The 19,045-nt window shown below is 68.3% G+C and carries 12 protein-coding genes; 6 read left to right on the top strand and 6 right to left on the bottom strand.

Annotated elements, in window-relative coordinates; genetic code table 11:
* The first annotated feature begins 23 nt into the window (after positions 1 to 23).
* A complete protein-coding gene (locus NOW55_RS01455) occupies positions 24 to 1,061 on the top strand; it encodes a hypothetical protein (RefSeq protein WP_256398277.1) in 1,038 nt (345 codons plus the stop codon).
* Between the two features lie 9 nt (positions 1,062 to 1,070).
* Here the strand turns inward: NOW55_RS01455 and NOW55_RS01450 are convergent, their stop codons facing one another.
* Positions 1,071 to 3,869, bottom strand: a complete 2,799-nt coding sequence (locus NOW55_RS01450) for an ATP-dependent helicase (RefSeq protein WP_256398276.1) — start codon at positions 3,867 to 3,869, stop codon at positions 1,071 to 1,073.
* Between the two features lie 757 nt (positions 3,870 to 4,626).
* Here NOW55_RS01450 and NOW55_RS01445 point away from each other — a divergent pair.
* The 3 genes from NOW55_RS01445 to NOW55_RS01435 all read left to right on the top strand — a co-directional run bounded on the left by NOW55_RS01445 (position 4,627) and on the right by NOW55_RS01435 (position 10,268).
* The gene (locus NOW55_RS01445) at positions 4,627 to 5,361 is read left to right on the top strand and encodes an MBL fold metallo-hydrolase (protein WP_256398275.1); all 735 of its coding nucleotides are present in this window, start codon (positions 4,627 to 4,629) and stop codon (positions 5,359 to 5,361) included.
* A gap of 147 nt (positions 5,362 to 5,508) precedes the next feature.
* Positions 5,509 to 9,486: an MMPL family transporter gene (locus tag NOW55_RS01440; protein ID WP_256398274.1), complete on the top strand. Its 3,978-nt coding sequence runs from the start codon at positions 5,509 to 5,511 to the stop codon at positions 9,484 to 9,486.
* On the top strand, positions 9,486 to 10,268 hold the full coding sequence (locus NOW55_RS01435) for a TrmB family transcriptional regulator (RefSeq protein ID WP_256398272.1): 783 nt from the start codon (positions 9,486 to 9,488) through the stop codon (positions 10,266 to 10,268). Before NOW55_RS01440 ends, NOW55_RS01435 begins: the two co-directional genes overlap by 1 nt.
* A gap of 180 nt (positions 10,269 to 10,448) precedes the next feature.
* On the opposite strand, the gene NOW55_RS01430 is transcribed toward NOW55_RS01435, so the two are convergent.
* The 3 genes from NOW55_RS01430 to rqcH form a co-directional block, all read right to left on the bottom strand.
* Positions 10,449 to 11,516 (bottom strand): mRNA surveillance protein pelota, encoded by a 1,068-nt coding sequence (locus NOW55_RS01430; protein WP_256398271.1) that lies wholly within the window; start codon positions 11,514 to 11,516, stop codon positions 10,449 to 10,451.
* A 323-nt stretch (positions 11,517 to 11,839) separates the two neighbouring features.
* Entirely contained in the window at positions 11,840 to 12,547 is a 708-nt protein-coding gene (locus NOW55_RS01425; protein WP_256398269.1) for a DUF4013 domain-containing protein, read from the bottom strand.
* A gap of 36 nt (positions 12,548 to 12,583) precedes the next feature.
* A complete protein-coding gene (gene rqcH / locus NOW55_RS01420) occupies positions 12,584 to 14,752 on the bottom strand; it encodes a ribosome rescue protein RqcH (protein ID WP_256398268.1) in 2,169 nt (722 codons plus the stop codon).
* 83 nt (positions 14,753 to 14,835) lie between these two features.
* Here rqcH and NOW55_RS01415 point away from each other — a divergent pair, with 83 nt between their 5' ends.
* Positions 14,836 to 15,093 (top strand): hypothetical protein, encoded by a 258-nt coding sequence (locus tag NOW55_RS01415; protein WP_256398267.1) that lies wholly within the window; start codon positions 14,836 to 14,838, stop codon positions 15,091 to 15,093.
* Positions 15,094 to 15,107: 14 nt separating this feature from the next.
* Here NOW55_RS01415 and NOW55_RS01410 read toward each other — a convergent pair whose 3' ends face one another.
* Positions 15,108 to 16,352, bottom strand: coding sequence for a Zn-dependent hydrolase (locus NOW55_RS01410; RefSeq protein WP_256398266.1), 1,245 nt, complete (start codon positions 16,350 to 16,352; stop codon positions 15,108 to 15,110).
* A gap of 188 nt (positions 16,353 to 16,540) precedes the next feature.
* Between NOW55_RS01410 and NOW55_RS01405 the strand changes: the two genes are divergently transcribed.
* On the top strand, positions 16,541 to 17,116 hold the full coding sequence (locus NOW55_RS01405) for an NUDIX domain-containing protein (protein ID WP_256398265.1): 576 nt from the start codon (positions 16,541 to 16,543) through the stop codon (positions 17,114 to 17,116).
* 177 nt (positions 17,117 to 17,293) lie between these two features.
* On the opposite strand, the gene NOW55_RS01400 is transcribed toward NOW55_RS01405, so the two are convergent.
* Entirely contained in the window at positions 17,294 to 18,952 is a 1,659-nt protein-coding gene (locus NOW55_RS01400) for a tRNA uridine(34) 5-carboxymethylaminomethyl modification radical SAM/GNAT enzyme Elp3 (protein WP_256398264.1), read from the bottom strand.
* Positions 18,953 to 19,045 lie beyond the last annotated feature (93 nt).

Raw genomic sequence — 19,045 nt, 5'->3', positions numbered from 1 at the left:
GTTCGTCGTCGGGGACGGATGTGATGTCGAACCCAGACCACACCCGACGCACGTTCCTCGCGGCGACCGGCGCGACCGGCCTCGCGGCCATCGCCGGTTGTCTCGGCGGCGGCGACGCCGGCGGTGACGACGATGGAATGACCGACGGGATGACCGACGACGGGATGACCGACGACGAGATGACCACCGACGAGGGGATGATGGACGCGGAGCCGACCGACCCCGCCTCTGCACCGCGCCCGACCATCGACCGCTTCAGCGAGGACGCCGGCACGCTCATGGTGCGCTCCGACGAGAACGGGCTTCCCGGGCCCGGGGAGGCCATCGACTTCGACCAGGCACCGTTCATCACCCGGGGACTCGGGCCGGGTGGCGAGCCGGTCGAGTACTACAACTTCGACGTGCAGCCGACCAGCCCGGCACCGATCTACGCGCTGTTCCGCGAGGGCGAGGACACCCCGGTCGAGGGCCAGCTCAACGTCGTCGACGTCGTCCCGGGCGACGACGGCTACAACGACTTCTGGCACGTCCACCGCGTAACGGTGCCAGGGGACTACACCGCCAACACCATCACGAGCGCCAGCACGCTGATGGACGGCGACTACAGCATCGAGGAGACCGACACGCTGGTGAACTGCCCCATCGTCCCCGAGGGCTCGACCGCCACGAAGCGCGCCGGCGACGGGGACACCGGGCTGGTGCAGGGCTGGTACGACGGGCAGGTCGTCCACTACTTCACCTTCGAGGAGGCCCCGCTGACAACGATGGACGGGTCGGTGCCGCTGTCGCCCATCTTCGTGACGTTCAACACGAACCCGGGGATGGACGGCGGCGGCCCCGCGTCGGGCTTCATGACCGAGATGGGGGGCAGCCAGACCCACAACGTGGTCGCCACGCTCCCTGGCGACGACGGCTACTCGCCGCTCTGGCAGGTCGCGGTCTACGACAACGCCGACTTCGACTCGGTGATGGACCTCGAGTCCGCGAACGCCGCGAACATCCTGAACAGCAACGCGGCGACGGTGAACTGCCCCGTCGTCTCGACGGGTATGATGGGGTAGCCCCGCCGGCTACTCGATGGTGCCGGCGAGGTCGTCCACGCGGCTGGCCTCGTCGCCGATGGCCTCGACGACGCGGTCGTGGAACTCCTGCAGCACGGCGCTCTCGTCCTCGGCGAGCACCACGTCGCTGGCGGACAGTGTCGCCAGACCGAACGCCCGCGGCGTGGGCGACTCGACGCGGGTGTGGCTGACCTGTATCTGGCCGGCACCGATGGCGCGGACGACCGCCTGCACGCCGGCCACGTTCAGCTTGTCCTCCAGAATCTCGCGATAGGTCTCCTCGATGACGGCGAAGTCGTCGAGGTCCTCCGCGAAGCCGAGCAGCATCTCGCTCGACACCTGCTGTTGCTTCGCGGACTTCTCGTAGCCCTTGTACCGTTTGAGGATCATCAGCGAGCGCGTCGCGTCGATGCGGAAGTAGCGCTGGAGCAGTTCCGTCCCCTGCAGGCTCGCCCGCAGGTCCGGGCGGACCTCGCCGGCGTCGAGGCTCTCGACGATGCCTACGAAATCGACCTTCCGGTTCAGCGGCATCGAGAGCGTGAAGCCGTTGTCGGCGACGCTGACGGAGACGTTCGCGTTCGTCGCCTGCGCACAGCGGTACGCGAGCAGCCGGGAGAGCCCATCGTTGAACCGACGGCCGTACGTCGAGTGGACGTGGTAGCGGCGGTCGTAGTCCTGCCGGTCCACGACCTCCTCGACGGCGAGGCGGTCGCCCGTGCTGACGCTCTCCGTGCCGGCGTAGGCCACCTGCTCCTCGAACATCCGGGTGACCGCGCGGACGGTGTTGTCGTCCAGCGGGAACTCCCGCAGCCAGTGCCGCACGGCGGGTGCGCCGCCCTCCGCGAGCCGGTCGAGCAGCTCGCCCTGGAACGCGGCCAGTTCCGTCCCGAGGTCGTAGGAGAGGGGGAGGCGCTCGGAGTACCACGACGGCACGGTCGGTGCGGCGCTCGTCGGGTCGACGTACACCTTCGACCCCCGCCGGTAGCGGAACTCGAAGTGCTGGCCGCCGAGGACGAACACGTCGCCGGGTTCGAGCGTGTCGAGGTACGACTCGTCGAGCTGGCCCACCCACTCGTCGTCGGCACGGGTGAACACGTCGCAGGTGAACGAGTCCGGGATGGTGCCGACGTTCGTCATGTAGATGACCCGCGCCAGCCGGCCGCGTTTCCCGATGAGATGCTCGCCCACGGGGTACTCCTCGTAGTGGTGTTCGCCCGACGGCGAATCGTTCGTGTCCCGCCAGATCTTGGCGTAGACGTTCTTCTCCTCCAGCCCGTCGTAGTCGGCCGTGAGGTAGGCCATCAGCTGCTCCCACTCGGGCTCGCCGTACTCGCGGTATGGCCACGCCGACCGGAGGATGCGCCGTATCTCGCGCTCCGGCCTGATGTCGGCGATGGCCATGCCGTACACCTGCTGGGCGGCCACGTCCTGGGCGCGCTCGGGGACGTCCACGCTGTCGACGAACCCCTCGTCGGCCTTCTTCAGCATCACCGCGCACTCGACGAGCTCGTCGCGGTCGAGCGCGACGACCCGCCCCGTCACGGTCTGTCCGACGCGGTGGCCCGCCCGCCCGACGCGCTGGAGCAACGCGGCGACGGATTTCGGCGAGCCGACCTGCACCACGAGGTCGACGTGGGGCATGTCGATGCCGAGTTCGAGGCTCGTCGAGGAGGTCACCACGTCGAGGTCGCCCGATTTGAGCTTCGACTCGACGCCCTCACGGACCTCCCTCGAGAGGCTGCCGTGGTGACAGCCCGAGTTCTCCTCGTCGTAGTCCTCGAACCGTTCGCGCAGGCGATGGAGGACGCGCTCGGCCCCCGACCGGGTGTTCGTGAAGACGAGGGTGTTCGTGTGCTCCTGGATCAGGTCGTGCAGCTGCCCGTAGAACCGCTCGGTGACCACGTCCCGACGGGTGTCGATGAGGTCGTCCGTCGGGCAGGTGAGCTGGAGGTCGAACTCGCGGGCGAACCGGGTGTCCACGATCTCGCAGTCCCGGGGTTCGGGCTCGGTGAAGCCGCCCGCGCCGTCCGTCGCCTCGGGATCGGCCGGCACGTCGTTCCCGACGAGGAACTCCGCCACGTCCGCCAGCGGGTCGATGGTCGCCGAACAGCCGATGCGCGTCGGCGAGCTGTCCGCGAGCGCCTCCAGGCGCTCCAGCGAGACCGAGAGGTGCGTCCCGCGCTTGCTCTCGGCGAGGCTGTGTATCTCGTCGACGACGACGTACTCGACGGTCCGGAGCTTCTCGCGGAACTTCGGCGCGTTCAGCAGTATTGCCAACGTCTCGGGCGTCGTGTTCAGCACGTGCGGCGTCTCCGCCAGCATCTTCTGCCGTTCGGACTGGTCGGTGTCCCCGTGGCGGATGGCGTGGCGCACCTCGCCCACCGGCTCGCCGCGTTCCTCTGCGATGCCGCGGATGCCAGACAACGGCTCCTCGAGGTTCCGGTGGATGTCGTTCGCGAGGCTCTTCAGCGGCGAGACGTACAGGCAGTACACCGAGTTCTCCAGCCCCGACTCGCGCTCCCTGGCGAACAGCTCGTTGAGGATGGCGGTGAAGCTCGCCAGCGTCTTCCCGCTGCCCGTGGGCGCACAGATGAGGGCGTTCTCCTCCGCGTGCACGTGCGGGATGGCCCCCTTCTGCGGCGGCGTGAAGAAGCCGCCGTTCTCGGGGACGAACTCGCCGAACTGCTCGACCCACCACTCCTGCACGGCGGGGTCCAGCAGCTCGAACACGTCCTCGTCGTCGATGGCGACCGAGTCGGGGTCCCCCTCGAACCCGTCCAGGTCTGCGAGCAACGCCCTCGCGTCCATTGGTGCCCCCTGAGGGACGGACCGGCAAGTGCCTTTGCACTCGCGAAGTCGTGCGTACCCCGTCATGGCAGGTCGATGTGGACCGGACAGCCGGGTGGCGCGCGCCTGGCGAGACTGTGCGAGCGGTGCGCGGTTCGCAGTGAGCGCTAGCGAGCGAGAACCGCGACTGCGAACGGGGAGCTTGCGACCCGTGAGCGCAGGGAGCACGTCGAGCCATCCGCGCGAGGGCTGAGCACCGTGGTTCGGGAGAGCAGAGCTCTCCCGTCATCACGAGAGAGCTTCGCTCTCTCGAACGACAGCGAAGCGAGGAGCGGTCACGAGACGCTCGCGTCTCGTGAGCCCACCGGAAATCTTCGATTTCCGGGGACGCTATCGGCTGGGGAGGCACGAGGGCGGTTGCGGTGCCGTGCGGGGTGGGACTGAAAGGGGCGAGGCGCTCGGCGAGCGAGACGACGCAAGGACCGCAGGAACGAGGACCGCAGCGAGTTCTCCGCGAGCCTGCGAGCGGAGGGCAGCGAGACGACGGAGGAGTCTCGCCAGTCGCAGCCGCCGAGCGCCTCGGGGCTTTCTGGATGTTCTCGTCACCAGCGGGCCCCACGACCGAGAGGACTTTCTGGGTATTCTCGTCATCAGCGAGTCCTACGACCCAGAGGACAACCCGACGGTCATGGTCACAAGAGCGGTCCCCGAAGTCGACTCCACCAAAGTCGAACGAGTGGCGTCACACATTTCACGGACCCCACGCGACAGGACATACATGCGCGTCACGTTTCTCGGAACGGGGAGTGCGATGCCGACGGCTGACCGCCACCAGACCGGCATCCTGCTGGAGGGGGACGAGCAGCCGTTGCTGGTCGACTGCGGGGCGGGGTCGCTCCACCGGCTCGCGCGGACGAACGTCGGCTACGAGGGCGTCTCGTCGGTCCTGCTCACGCACCACCACCTCGACCACGTCTCGGACCTCATGGCGCTGCTGAAGGCGCGCTGGCTGGCCGGCGAGGACCACCTCGAAGTCGTCGGTCCCACCGGGACGAAGGACCTGGTCGACGGCCTGCTGGACGTGCACGACTACCTCGACGGGCGGGTGGATCTCACGGTACGAGAGGTGGGTCCCCACGAGTTCTCGGTCGCGGGCTTCGACGTCGAGGGGTTCGAGGTGCGGCACTCGCTGCCGTGTCTGGCGTACAGGTTCGACGGGGCGTTCGTCTTCTCCGGCGACACCGAGGCGTTCCCGGGGCTGGCCGAGTTCGCGGAGGGCGCGGCCGTGCTGGCGCACGACTGCTCGTTCCCGGACGGGGTCGACGTGGACAACCACCCGACGCCGTCGGAGCTGGGCCGGGCGCTAGCGGGCCACGAGATCGGCCGGGTGTACCTCACGCATCTCTACCCGCACACGAACGGGGAGCACGAGGCGATGCTGTCGTCCATCGCGGAGCACTACGACGGCGACGTGCGGTTCGCCGACGACATGCTCTCGCTCTCCATCGAGTGAACTGGCGACGGCGTGCGGTCGATTTCACCTACGGATAGCGACACCTTTATCTCAGGCAGATTGTTAGTAGCGTCATAACAACACCACTGTCGTTATGGTCGAGACACACAGGAAGGCCGCCGGCGCGTTCGTCACGGAGGGTGACGAATGAAGGCGCTCAGGCAGCTCACGGACGGAATCACGTCGTACAGTAAGGTCATCATCGCGGTGATGCTGGTCATGACGGTCGTCCTCGGCGCGGGGGCGGGCAGCGTCAGCAGCGAGTCCGGCCTCAGTCAGTTCGAGAGTGACACGCCCGAGGCCGCGGCACAGACCTACATCGGCGAGAACTTCACCAGCGGCGACCAGGAGACACAGACCACGCAGGTCATCGTCAGGAGCGAGGACGGGAACGTCCTCTCGCAGGAGTCGCTGCTCCGCTCCATCGAGTTCCAGCAGACCCTGCGGGACGACGAGTCGATAAACGAGACGCTGATCGACGAACGGCCCCTCATCGGCGTCTCGAACATCGTCGCCATCGCGGCCATCCAGGGCGAGCGCATCGCCGAACTGGAGGCCCAGGGCGCACAGCTCCAGTCGCGCCAGCAGCAGCTCGAGTCGGACCAGGCCGAGCTGGAGGCCGCCTTCGAGCAGCTCCAGACGGACCAGGCGGCGCTCCAGCAGCGCAGCGACGACCTGAACGCGACGGCCGACCAGCTGCAGGCTGCACTCACCGTCATCCGGCAGGTGCCCAACGCCAGCATCCGCACACAGTGGGAGGGTGTCGAGCCTAACGGCTCGGTCACGCTGAACGAGACGCAGTACGCCGTCTTCGAGCAGGCCGGCGAGGACATCCGGAACGCGACGAACCAGTCGCAGGTCCAGCAGGCGTACCAGCTCGGGACGGTCGGCGTGCTGCAGAGCCAGTACAGCGCACTCGAACAGCAGGGTGCGGAGCTCCAGCAGCGCGCGGCCGAGCTCCAGGAGCAGCGCGAACAGCTGGAGGAACACGGTGCCACGTTGCAGGAGGACTTCGCCGCGTTCCAGGAGCAGCAGGCCGCGCTCCAGAACGCCTCGACGCCGACGCTCGCCGAGCAGCGCGAACGGCTCGAATCGATGAACGAGTCTGAGCTGGACTCCGTGCTCACGACCGTCCTGAGTGATAGCGACGGTGAGAACGGCAACTCGCCGTTCGCCGGGCAGGCCGTCCGGCTGATGGAGAAGGACTACACGCCGGGCTCGACCGAGGCCAGCGCGCGGACGATGGTCATCCAGCAGGTGGCACAGTCAAGCAGCGACATGGGCGGTGGCGCAGGAGTCGGCGACACCACCATCGACGCCCAGCTGGAGATGCAGGAGTACGCCCAGGACGTGGACTCCGGCGAGGACTACCTCGTCTTCGGCTTCGGCATCATCTCGAACGAGATCAACATGTCGATGGAGGACTCGCTGGCCATCGTCGGCCCGCTCGCCATCCTGTTCGTCCTCATCACGCTCACCATCGCGTACCGCGACTTCCTCGACATCGTGCTCGGGCTGTTCGGCATCGGCGTCGTCCTGACGTGGACGTTCGGCTTCATGGGCTACGCCGACATCCCGTTCAACCAGATCATGATCGCGGTCCCGGTGTTGCTCATCGGGCTGTCCATCGACTACGCGATCCACATCTTCATGCGTCAGCGGGAGGAGCGCCTCGACGACGACACGCCGAGCGACGTGCGCGGCTCGATGAGCTACGCGCTCGCCGGCGTCGGCGTCGCGCTCATCTGGGTGACGGCGACGACGGTCATCGGGTTCCTCTCGAACCTGACGAGCCCGCTCGCGCCCATCCAGGAGTTCGGCGTCGTCTCCTCGTTCGGTATCGTGGCCGCGCTCGTCGTCTTCGGCGCGTTCATCCCCGCACTGAAGGTCGAGTTCGACGACCTCCTCGAAGGTCGTCTCGGCTGGGACCGCAAGAAGCGCGCGTTCGGGACCGGCGGCGGCCGCTTCAGCGAGCTGCTCGCGGTCGGCTCGACGCTCGCGAAGAAGGCACCCGTCGCGGTCATCCTCGTCGCGCTGCTGCTCTCCGTCGGGGGCGCAGCGGGCGCGACGCAGGTCGATACCTCGTTCGCGAACGAGGACTTCATCGCGGACGAGCCGCCGAGCTGGATGTACGACCTGCCCGAGCCGCTCGCGCCGGGCGAGTACACCGCGAAGTCCAACCTCGACTACGTCAACGACAACTTCCAGCGCGAGGACTCCCAGGCACAGGTGCTTATAAAGGCAGGGGGTGACGGCACCGGCATCGACGACCCCGCCACGTTGCGGGCGCTACACGAGCAACAGGAGCTCCTCGGCGACGACGACACCTACCAGACCCCGTTCGTCGGGGCGACGGGCGAGGTCGCCTACCGGTCGCCGCTGACGGTCATGGAGACGGTCGCCGCGGAGAACGAGAGCTTCAACGAGAGCTATCGGGCCTCGCTCGGTTCCGACGGGGTGCCCGAGGAGAACGTCACGGCGCTGTACGACCAGCTGTTCGAGGTCGCCCCGCAGCAGGCCGGCGACGTCATCTACCGGACCGGGGGCGGCGAGTACGCCGCGATGCGGCTCGTCGTGCCCACAGACGCCGGCACGACGACCTCGGAGCAGACCGAGGAGATGCGCGCCATCGCGACCGCCATCGAGGACGACGGCAACTCCGTGTCGGTCATCGCGACCGGCTCACCGGTCGTCAACGAGGTCGTCCAGGGCCAGCTCCTCGACACGGTCATCCAGAGCCTCATCATCACGCTCGTCGCGGTGTTCGCATTCCTCATGATCGCTTACCGCATCACCGAGGGGAGCGCGACGCTGGGGGTCGTCACCCTGTTACCCGTCGCCCTCTCGGTGACGTGGATCCTCGGGACGATGTACCTCATCGGGATGCCGTTCAACGTCCTGACGGGGATGATCACAAGCCTGACCGTCGGGCTGGGCGTCGCCTACAGCATCCACGTCTCCGAGCGGTTCAACCTCGAGCTCGGCCGCCGCGACACCAAGTGGGAGGCGATGGACACGACCATCACCGGCACCGGCGGCGCGCTGCTGGGCTCCGCCGCCACCACGGTCGGCGGCTTCGGCGTGCTGAGCTTCGCCATCTTCCCGGCGCTCCAGCAGTTCGGCGTCATCACCGCGCTCACCATCATCTACGCGTTCCTCGCGAGCGTGCTGGTGCTGCCGAGCCTGCTGATCGTCTGGCACCGCTACCTCGGCCCCGACGAGGTCGAGTCGATGTTCGACGACGACGACTCCGAGGCCGGCGACGCAGTGCCCGCCGCCAACGGCGGCAGCGACGAACCGGCCACCGTGGAGACGACGACGGACGGGCCCGCGACCACGGAGACCGCCGACACCGCGAGTGCTGTCGAGCCCGCGGAGCCACGGACGGACGCCACCACCGGAACGGTGAGCGACGCCGGGACGGCCGCGTCCGCGGATGCCGTCCCCTCGGACGACCTCGACCTCGGCGGCGACGGGAGCGACCTGCACGCCGTGACCGAGGCCGACACGGCGACCGCCACCGCCGGCGACGCCACCGCCCTCGCGGACGCCGAGACGACCGACGACGGAGCCGACACCCCCGCAGTCGGGAGTGCCCGCGCGGCCGGCACCGCCGCGGTCGCCACCGACGACGACACCCCGACGGCGACGCGGACGGTCACCGACGAGCGGCCCGAACCCGGTGCCGACTTCCAGGTCAGCCTCTCCATCGAGGACGTCGAGGGTCGGGTCGTGCTCTCCGAGACGGTCCCCGGCACCGGCGGCCGCGTCACGACGCTCTCGCCGAGACCGACCTCGCACTCGATGGTCGGCCGCCGGCTGTACGTCGCCTGGGAGTTCGACGAGCCGACCGACCTGACGCTGGTCTACGAGGCGACCGTCCCGACCGGCGCGACCGCCGGCGAGGAGCTCACGTTCGACGCGACGCTCTCATCGGCCGCGGGCGAGGCCACCTTCGACGGCCCCGACGCGCTGACGGTGACGACGCCGTTCCTGCGCGAGGCCCTGTCCGGGCCGGTTTCCCGGGCGACGCTCGACCGCGCCAGCGACCTCGCGAGCGAGGGCGAGCTCACGCGTGACGAACTCGAATCGCTGTACGACCGCTGGCTGGACGGGGACGACTGATGACCGTCGACGAGGACGACGCCATCGAGTCCCTGGAACGCCTCGGCCTCACCAGCTACGAGGCCAAGGTGTTCATCGCGCTGCACAAGCTCGGCACCGGCACCGCCCGGGACGTCTCACGTGTGACCGACGTGCCACGCTCGCAGGTGTACAGCGTCACCGAGAGCCTGGAGAACCGCGGGCTCGTCGAGGTCCAGCAGTCGAGCCCCATCCAGTACCGCGCGGTCAGCATCGACGAGGCACGCTCGACGCTGCGCGAGCGGTTCGAGCACGAGTCGGACCGCGCGTTCGACTACGTCGAGACGGTCCACGAGGAGTTCGGCCGCGACGAGGAGGAGGAGCAGGAGGACATCTGGATGGTCCGCGGGCAGGACCGCATCTCCGACCGCGTCGCGGACCTGATCAGGCGCGCCGAGCGGTCGGTGCTGTTCGCCGCACGCTCCCCCGAGCTCGTCGGCGACGAGATAGACACCGCGCTTCGCGACCGTGCCGACGACGGGCTCTCCGTCGTCGTCTTCAGCGAGGACCCCGCAGTCCGGGCGCTGTACGACGACTACCCCGGCATCGAGGCGGTCGAGCCGCTGACCGACCACCACGTCAACGACGAGCACACCGGCCGTGCGTTGCTCGGCGACGACGACATCCTGCTATTGAGCGTGCTCGGCGACGACGAGGAACTGCCGGGCATCAACCGCGAGACCGCGTTCTGGAGCGCCAGGACTGGCTTCGCGGAGGTGCTCGTCCAGCTGGTGGAGACGACCATCTCGCCGGTCGAACGGTAGACGGACGGCCGGGGGTGTCGTGGCCGCCCGGGCCGTGTGGCGACGGCCAGAGTGGGGGGAACGGAATCGACGTTTGACAGGGGTCGTCGTCTCGGCAGTCCGTGACTGCCGGCGGCTGTACACCGCAATCGTGAGATGGCCGTTCCATCGGTGAAAACCTGGTCCCAAACCGTCTAGGGCTCACTCCAGCCGGTAGCGCAGCAGCGCCGCGATACCGCCGAGGTTCCGGAGCTGCAGCCCCGGGTCGAACTCGCTCGAGAAAACCGTTATCTCGCCGCCCTTGCGCTCGACGTCGGTGATGAGCTCGTTGACGTCGATCGCCCACTCGCCCTCAGGGCCGCGCTCCTCGCGCAGCTTCTCGTCCAGTATCAGGAGCTCGTCGATGGCACCGTACTCCGCCGCCTTCTGGACCTGCTCGGGACCGTAGGCGGCCTCGTGGCCGGTCGCGATGCGCTTCGTCAGCTCGTCGATGGCGTCGGCCTCGGCCGCGATGCGCGTCTCGCGCTGGACGTCCTCCACCGCGCCGCGCTTCAGCACCTCGTGCACGCCCCGGTCGCCGACGGAGGCGGTGTCCACGACGGTCATCTTCTCTGCCACCTCGGGATGGTTCTTCTCGATGTGGTCGAAGGCGTCCTGCTTCGTAAAGCCCGGTCCGGCGAGGATGAACGCGTCGGCGTCCATCCGCGCGAGCGCGTCGGCGAGCTCGGCGAACAGCTCGTCGCGACCGCGGGCGTACTCGCCCTTCCCGGTCGTCCCCGTGAACGTCCCCCGTGACTCCGTGCCGTACTGGGCGAGGGTGTGGATGTGCGCCTCGCCCTCCTCGACGGTCGCGATGACCACGTCGGGGTTGTCGGCGGACTCCTCGGCCTCCTCCAGCCGGTCGAGCTGGTCGGCCTTCCAGTGCTTCGTGACCTCGACCTCGTCGTGGTCCTCGACGTTGAGCGTGTGGTGCAGCCCGAGCTGGTCCTCCCGGGAGCAGTCCTCGATGGTCCCCGAGACGCGCAGCCGGTTCGCGAACTTGTGGAACTCCACCTCCTCGACGCCGATGGTGACGTGCATGTGCTCGCGCTCGCCGCCCGTATCGCGCAGCTCCTCGTCGTCGCGCTGGATGCGGCGGGTGGTGTCGCCGGCGACGAGGTCGCCGGGTTCGAGGACGTACTGGAGGTGCCACAGGTCGTCGAGGCTCTCGGGCACGAGCGTGATGCGCTCGCGGCCGCCCTCGACGCGGACCCGGCTCTTCACCTGCATATGGGCGATTCGGGTGTCCGGGGCTACATGCCTTTCTGTTCTACGAGCGTATCTGGAAGCTACCGCGGCAGCTCAATCGCTCTGATCGTCGACTCGCTCTGGTGGGACCAGTGCCCCGAACAGGGTGATCAGTAGTCCAATTAAAAATACCAGTACCCAAAATGAGGTATAATTCTGCTCGAATAGCAACTTCCCGAAGATGGCACACTGCGAGGTCATGATTCCGAGAGTCATGACCGTATTACTGGTATCCAAGATCGGCCTCATGAATCACACCTCAGAGATGTCGTGTGGTTCACCGAATAATTTTGGATTTTGGACTGTTATCGACTACGCACGTACCCGATACCGACCAGCCTCGCAGCCACCACGCTCGCGTACACCGCCACGAGCCCGGCGAGCAGGCCCGGCACGCCGCGCCCACCGAACAGCTGGCCGGAGACGCCGAAGCCGACGAACGCGACGACCATCGCGGCAGCCCAGGCGACGAGGTACGAGGGGTTCCGGATGACGTACAGCAGCCCGCCCGGGTGGAACAGCGGGGCGTCCTCGCGGTCGAGCCGGCGGGCGACGACGGCCGGGTAGACGTAGCCCACGGCGAGCGCGACGAACATCGTCAGCGTCGAGCCGAGCAGGACGACCGTCCCGGTCTCCAGCGTGATGGTCGCGGGGTCGATGCGGGTCGCCCCCTGCACCGTGACGAGCAGCGCGCCAGCCGGCACGGCGAGGTACGCGAGCGTCACCGCGAGGAGCACGAGACCGTCCCGCAGCCGGTCCCGGACCGACCCGAACGACGGCAGCGGGGCGTCACGGTCCGCGACGGTCGCCGCGACGACGTGGCGACAGTAGCCCGCCCAGGCGACGAGTGGAAGTGGGGTGACGAGCGCGGGCACGAGCCACGGCGTCGCCGGGTAGAGCGCGACGGCGAGCTGACCCGCGATGGCGGTGCCGAGTCCGCAGGCGAACAGCACGGCGAGGGCCGACCGGTCCGCCTCGTCGCGGAACGGGTAGAGGAAGGCTTCAGCGACCACGCGTCCCCCTCGTGCGAATCTCGGCCCGCACGGCCATCACTCCTCCACGATGCGGCTCCCGCCCGGCGGCAGGAAGTGCTGGATGCGGTCCGGGCTGGCGACCTTGCGGACGAACGACGTGTCGTTGAATCGCTCGCGGAACTCGCGGTAGATGCGCTTGGCCACGTCGCCCTGGGCGTACCGGCCCGGCTCGACCTGCATGCTGGTCTCCACGCGGTCCTCGATGGCCGCCGGCGGGCCGCCGATCACTCTGGTCGAGGGTTCGCACTGGATGCCGACCTCGCAGCCGACCGGCGTGTCACGGAAGTAGGTCCGGTCGCCGCGGATGGCGAAGCCGCCCTTCTCCAGGAACTCGCCGCTCTCGGGGGTCTTCGACACCTGGTCGGCGTCGACCATGTACACGTCGTCGGCGTAGCGGCCGTCCTTCCAGACCGAGGAGTAGGTGACCGCGAACTGGGCCGCCTGTTCCAGCGTCTCGTCGTCGAAGTCGACCTCGCGGGAGGGCTCGCTCGGGTCCGTCGCCTTCAGCACGGTGACGGGGCCGCCGTGGGCCTGCGTGTGGAACACCTTGTCGCCGCCCTCGACGTACTTCTTGACGAGCTCCTCGTTCTGGTCGGCGTCTCGGCCGCCGATGACGAGGTAGCCCGTGCTTGTGTGGAACCAGCGGAACCGCTCGAACCACTTCTCGTCGCGGCGGATGGGGATGGAGGAGCGTGCGAGCCAGTCGACCTCGTACTCCTCGTCGTCGCCGTCCACGTCGTCCTCCTCGTCGCGCTCCTCGTACGCCGCCTTGCGCTCCTGTATCTCCGCCAGCTCCTCGCGGGTGTCCTCGATGGCCGCCATCGCACCCTCCTTCTTGCCCTCGATGCGCTTGGCCTCGGTGTACAGCCGGTCGGCGTTCTTCTCGACGCCGTCTGCCACGTCGACGGCGACGCGCGTGCCGTCGAGTTCGAGGGTCACCGTCCCCTCGGAGCCATCGACGTCGACGACCGCCTCGGCCTCGGGGATGCCCTGCTCCGCGCCGGACTCGAACGTCTCGGCGATATCGTCCCAGGGCACGTCGTTCTCGCGGGCCTGCTGGACCGTCGAGATGACCTCGTCGACGAGCCCGTAGTTGCCGTAGAGCAGTTCGGCCTTCTCGCGCTCCTCCTCGGCCTGCTCCTCGAAGCCCTGAATCGCGCCCTCCTGCTGTTCGATGATGCGCTCGTGCTTCTCGATCTGCTCCTGGAAGTCAGGGCCGGTGTCGCCGACCGGCTCGCTCTTGTCGTCGTCGCTGCGGTCGAGCTCGTAGAAGTAGTCGTCGACCGCGCCGTTGAACGTCTCGTAGGCGTCGCTGGCGAGCGCATCGTCCATCTCGTGCTCCTCCAGCGGTACGGGGGTCACGTCGACGACGTTGCGGACGTCGTCACCGGTCCCGACGTCGTCCTCGCCATCGTCCTCGTCCGCACCCTCGTCGACCTCGTAGTACACCCGCGGGTCGAGGTCGGCCGACGAGAGCCACTCGGCGAGGCGCTGGACGGTGTCGTACACCTTCCGGTACTCCTCGTCGGTCGCGTCGGCGATGTCGAGCGTCTTCTCGACGCCGGCACGCGTACAGAGCTCCTCGGCCCAGAGCCCGCCCCAGTTCAGCTGGGTCGCGAGCGTGCGGACCACGTCGGTGTCGGAGTCGTCCATCGTGTGCGCGAAGCCCTCGTAGTCGACGGTGAGGGGGTTGATGCGGGACTCCGGGAAGCCGTAGGTCGACCCGGGTGCGACGGTCCGGGACTTGAGTCGCACCGTGTCGAGACAGTCGATGACCTCGTACGTCCCGTCGCAGACCGCGACGTTGCCGTGGCCGAACAGCTCGACGATTATCTTCGTGTCGCCGTCCTCGCGGGAGAACTCGAACTCGAGGATGCGGTCGAACTCGTACTGCTCCACGCCCTCGAAGTCCGCGCCGGAGAGCCGGTTCCGCAGCATCATCGCGAAGTTCGGCGGCCGCCCGGGTGCGTCGGGGACGTGCGTCGGCGCGGCGACGTGGGCACGCATGACGTCGCCGACCTCCAGGATGAGTTCGACGCGACCCCGGTCGTAGTCGCGCAGCTTCAGCCTGACCAGGTCGTCGCCGTAGAGGTACGCCTTGTCGAGCTTCGCCCCCCTGTAAGCGTTCAGCTCGGAGACGAGCGCGGCGAGGTCGACGCTGGTCAGTTCGCGCTTCGGTTCCATGCCCCCGATTTTTCGTGGCGGGGGTAAGGGCCTGTCGTTCGTGCGTGACAGTGTCGAAAGGTCTTTGTTGCCAAGTCGTGTCAATGGGAACGAAGATGTACGGCCCGATGACGAGCCCCGGCGACGGCGGCTCGCTGATTCCGCTTCCCGCCCGCGTGCTCGGCGTGGTGACCGTCGGCCTCGCCGTCGTCTCGCTGACGGCCTACGGGGTCTACTGCTCCCTCGCCGGCGACTCGATGAACACGACCGTCCTCCAGCTCGTCGCCGGAACGGTCGCCCTCGGGCTGGTACTGGTCGCGTGGGACGAACTCACCGACTTCTTCGAGTCGTCGCGTCCCTGATAGCGGCTCCGCACTCACTCCACGTCCGCCGCCTCGCTCGCCTGCGCCAGCACCGCGTGCAGCAGCACGTTCGTCCCGGCGACGACGTCCTCCCACTCGGTGAACTCGCCCTCGGTGTGGCTGACGCCGTCGACGCTCGGGACGAACACCATCGCGGTCGGACAGACACGATTGAGGTAGCTCGCGTCGTGGCCCGCGCCGCTGACCAGCCGGGTGTACGCCGCACCAAGGTCGTCGGCCGCGTCGGCGACCGTCTCGACGAGGTCGTCGTCGAAGGACTGCGACTCGATGCGCATGACCTCCTCGCACTCCGGGTCGACGCCCTCCCGGCCGGCCGCGTGGGCGATCTCCCGCTGGACCTTCTCGGCCGCCTGGTCGACGACATCGTCGTCGTACGAACGGAGATCGACGGTGAAGTCGACCCGTTCGGGGATGACGTTGATGGCGTTCGGGGAGACGTCGACCGAACCCACGGTTCCGACGAGGTCCTCGCCACCCGTGCCGGCGATGCGCCGGACCGCCTCGACCACGTCGCTCGTCGCGACGAGCGCGTCGTGGCGCTGGTGCATCGGCGTCGGGCCAGCGTGGTCTGCTGCTCCCTCGAAGGCCGCGTCGAACCAGACGAAGCCGTAGACGCCCTCGACGACGCCGACGCTGTGGCCGGCCGCCTCCAGTTTCGGCCCCTGTTCGACGTGGAGTTCGAGGTAGCAGTGGAGGTCGCGGGGCTCGCACGGCGCGTCGCCTCGGTAGCCGATGCGTTCGAGTTCGTCGCCGAAGCGGTTCCCCTCCTTGTCGGTCAGGTCGTAGGCGAACTCCACGTCGAACTTGCCCGCGAACGCGCCGCTGCCGAGCATGTCCGGCTGGAAGCGCACGCCCTCCTCGTTGCTCCAGGCGACGACCTCGATGGGGCGCTCGGTCTCGATTCCCGCGTCGTTCAGCGTCTCGACGATCTCCAGCCCGCCGAGGACACCGATGACGCCGTCGTACCGCCCGCCGTTGAACTGGCTGTCGACGTGCGAGCCGACGAGCACCGGCGGCAGGTCGGCGTTCCGCCCGGGCCGCCGCCCGAAGATGTTCCCGAGTTCGTCGACGGTGACTGCGAGGCCTGCCGCCTCGAACCACTCGACCAGCGTGTCCCGGGCCCGCCGGTTCGCGTCCGAGAGCGACGGCCGGTTCACCCCGCCGCGGTCGGTCGCGCCGATCTCGTTGAACTCGTCGAACCGCTCCCGGAGTCGGTCGCTCGACACCGTCCTGTCCATACCCAGTCCACATCGCCCGGGGGTTTCAGTCCTCCAGTTCGCACCAGACGATGCCGGTTCCTCCGTCGTCGGCCGACGACCACCCCCCGAGGTCCCCCAACCGGCCGTCGCCCCGGAGGTGTGTGGACAACCCTCACGGTCGTTCCGCACACAATTGATAAATAACTGAAACGAGTACCGGAACGGCGATGACCGACGACTGGCCCGCGGTCCGCGAACGTGTCGCCGAACGGACCGACCGCGTCCTCGCCGACCTGCGGGAGCGGTGGGACACCGACCGCAGCGTCGAACCGTTCGAGTACGGACCACGCCACCACGACCCGGCGGAACCGCCCGAGAACGTCGACGGCCAGCTCGAACGCCTCGCCGGTATCGCCTCCGTCGTCGTGTTCTACACCGACGCCCGCGAGGAGACGGTGCTCGTCTACAACCCCTCCGGTCACTGGGAGCCGCCGGGCGGTGCCATCGAAGCCGGCCAGACGCCCGAGGAGACCGTCCACATGGAGGCCCGCGAGGAGACCGGCCTCGAGATCGAACTCACCGACCTGCTCTACGCCGGTCGCTTCGAGTTCCAGTATCGGAACGGCGCGAGCGTCACGCTCCCGCTCGCACAGTTCGTCGGCCACCGCGTCGGCGGCTCGCTCACCGTCGAGCGCGAGCGCATCGACCACCCCGGCGTCACGCGGGCAACGGGCGTGTTCGACCGCGAACTCCTGCCGGAGTGCCGGGAGCGAGAGGAGATTCTGGAACTGATGGCGGAGTAGCGACGGGCCCAGATCACCAACCGACGAGGAGCGCGAGCCCGGCGAACGCGACGCCACGCCGACGATTCTCGCGAGCGTGCCGTAGAACAGCGACTGGAACCCGCCCATGTCCGGTTCGTGGCCGTCCCCACGTGACAGTCTCGTGTCTACTCGAGGCCAACGCCCGGTGCACACGGACTACAGCCGCTTGCTCACGTACGGCCCGTCCTGGTGGTAGCCGAGCTTCTCTCGATAGTACTGTCTGACGCCGATGCCGGAGATGACCGACAGCTTCCGGTACCCGGCCTCGCGGGCGCGACGCTCGGCTTCGGCGAGCAGTCGGCGACCGTAACCACGATGCTGCTGGTCGCCGTCCGCCCCCGACTGGCCGACAGCCACCTGGTTGCCGTAGACGTGGAGTTCGCGGACGAGCGCGGCGTCCTCGAGTTCGCGGCGTACCGGGTCGTTCGGGAACCGCAGCCGACAGAACCCCACGAGCAGGTCCTGCTCGCGGTCCTCGAAGCTGATGAAGTGCTCCGTGCCGCCGCCGGCCTGGTAGGTGATGGTGTCGAGCGTGACGTCCCCGGGCTCCTCGTCGTTCATCCCGGCCTCGCGACAGCGGATGCAGTGGCAGTCCCAGCCGTGCTCGTCCATCTTCTGCCAGGCGAGCTGGCGGAGGTTCGACTTCCAGACGCCGGCGTCGATGAAGTCGGCGGGGATGTCGCGCTGGACGCGCTGGACGCGGGTGTACTTCGGCACCATCGACAGCGCCTCGGCGACCAGTTCGGCGGCCTCCTCGTTCGTCAGGGGGTCGTACTCGTCGCGGTACCACGAGTCGTAGACTCTCGTGCCGCGCACCACGAGCGTCGGGTAGATCTTCAGGTAGTCGGGCTTCCACTGCTCCTCCTCGAAGATACGCCGGAAGTCCTCCAGGCACATCGCCTGCGACATGCCGGGCTGGCCGGGCATCATGTGGAAGCCGACCTTGAACGCCGCGTCCCGGAGCCGGCGGTTCGCGTCGACGCTCGCCTGCACGCCGTGGCCGCGGTGCATCTCGCGGTTGATGCGCTCGAAGGTGGTCTGCACCCCGACCTCGACCTTCGTCCCGCCGAGGTCGAGCATCCGGTCGATCTGCTCGGGGTCGCACCAGTCCGGCTTCGTCTCGAACGTCGTCCCGATGTTGCGCACGTCCGCCGTCTCGTTCTCGGCGATGACGTCCTCCAGGTACCTGAACTCGTACTCGTCGGGGTCCTGCGCGAAGCTCTCGCCCTCCGCGGGCGCGGGCTCTTTGTCCACGTCGAAGTCGTTCATCGCCTCCAGCGCGCGCTTGACGAACCACTCCTGGTAGTCGTGCGAACGCGCCGTCATCGTCCCGCCCATGAGGATGAGCTCGACCTTGTCGACGGGGTGGCCGATCTCCCGCAGCTGCTCCAGCCGCAGGGTTACCTGCCCGTAGGGGTCGTAGTCGTTCTGCTCGCCGCGGGCCGCCGCCGGCTCGTGGCCGGTGTAGCTCTGCGAGCTGTCGAACTCCGACGCCGGCCCGCCCGGGCAGTAGAGGCACTTCCCGTGCGGGCACATGTGCGGCGAGGTCATGATGGCGACCGGCGAGACGCCCGACGCCGTTCTGACGGGTTTGCGCCGGAGCACGGCCTCCAGCTCCTCGCGGCGGTCCTGGGGTGCGTAGTCGAGTATCTCCGAGTTCTTCGGCACCTTCGGCGCGCTGTGCTCGGAGCAGGCCGCGAGCTTCGCGGACTCGACGTCGTCGCGCTCGATGTCGCCCGCGAGGATGCCCTCGACGAGCGTCTCGCAGACCGCCTCGAACGCGTCCGAGTTCGTCGGGTCCGTCTCCGTGCTCATTACTCTCTGGTGGCTCCGTGACGGCAAAAAGCGTGTCGTTAGCGAGCATCCGCCGTCCGTGTGAACCGGTCACGAACACGCGGGTCCTTTTTC

This window comes from Haloarchaeobius litoreus (assembly GCF_024495425.1).
Lineage (GTDB): Archaea > Halobacteriota > Halobacteria > Halobacteriales > Natrialbaceae > Haloarchaeobius > Haloarchaeobius litoreus.
The sequence above is the reverse complement of the archived record's forward strand: the minus strand, read 5'-3'. Positions and strand labels throughout refer to the sequence as shown.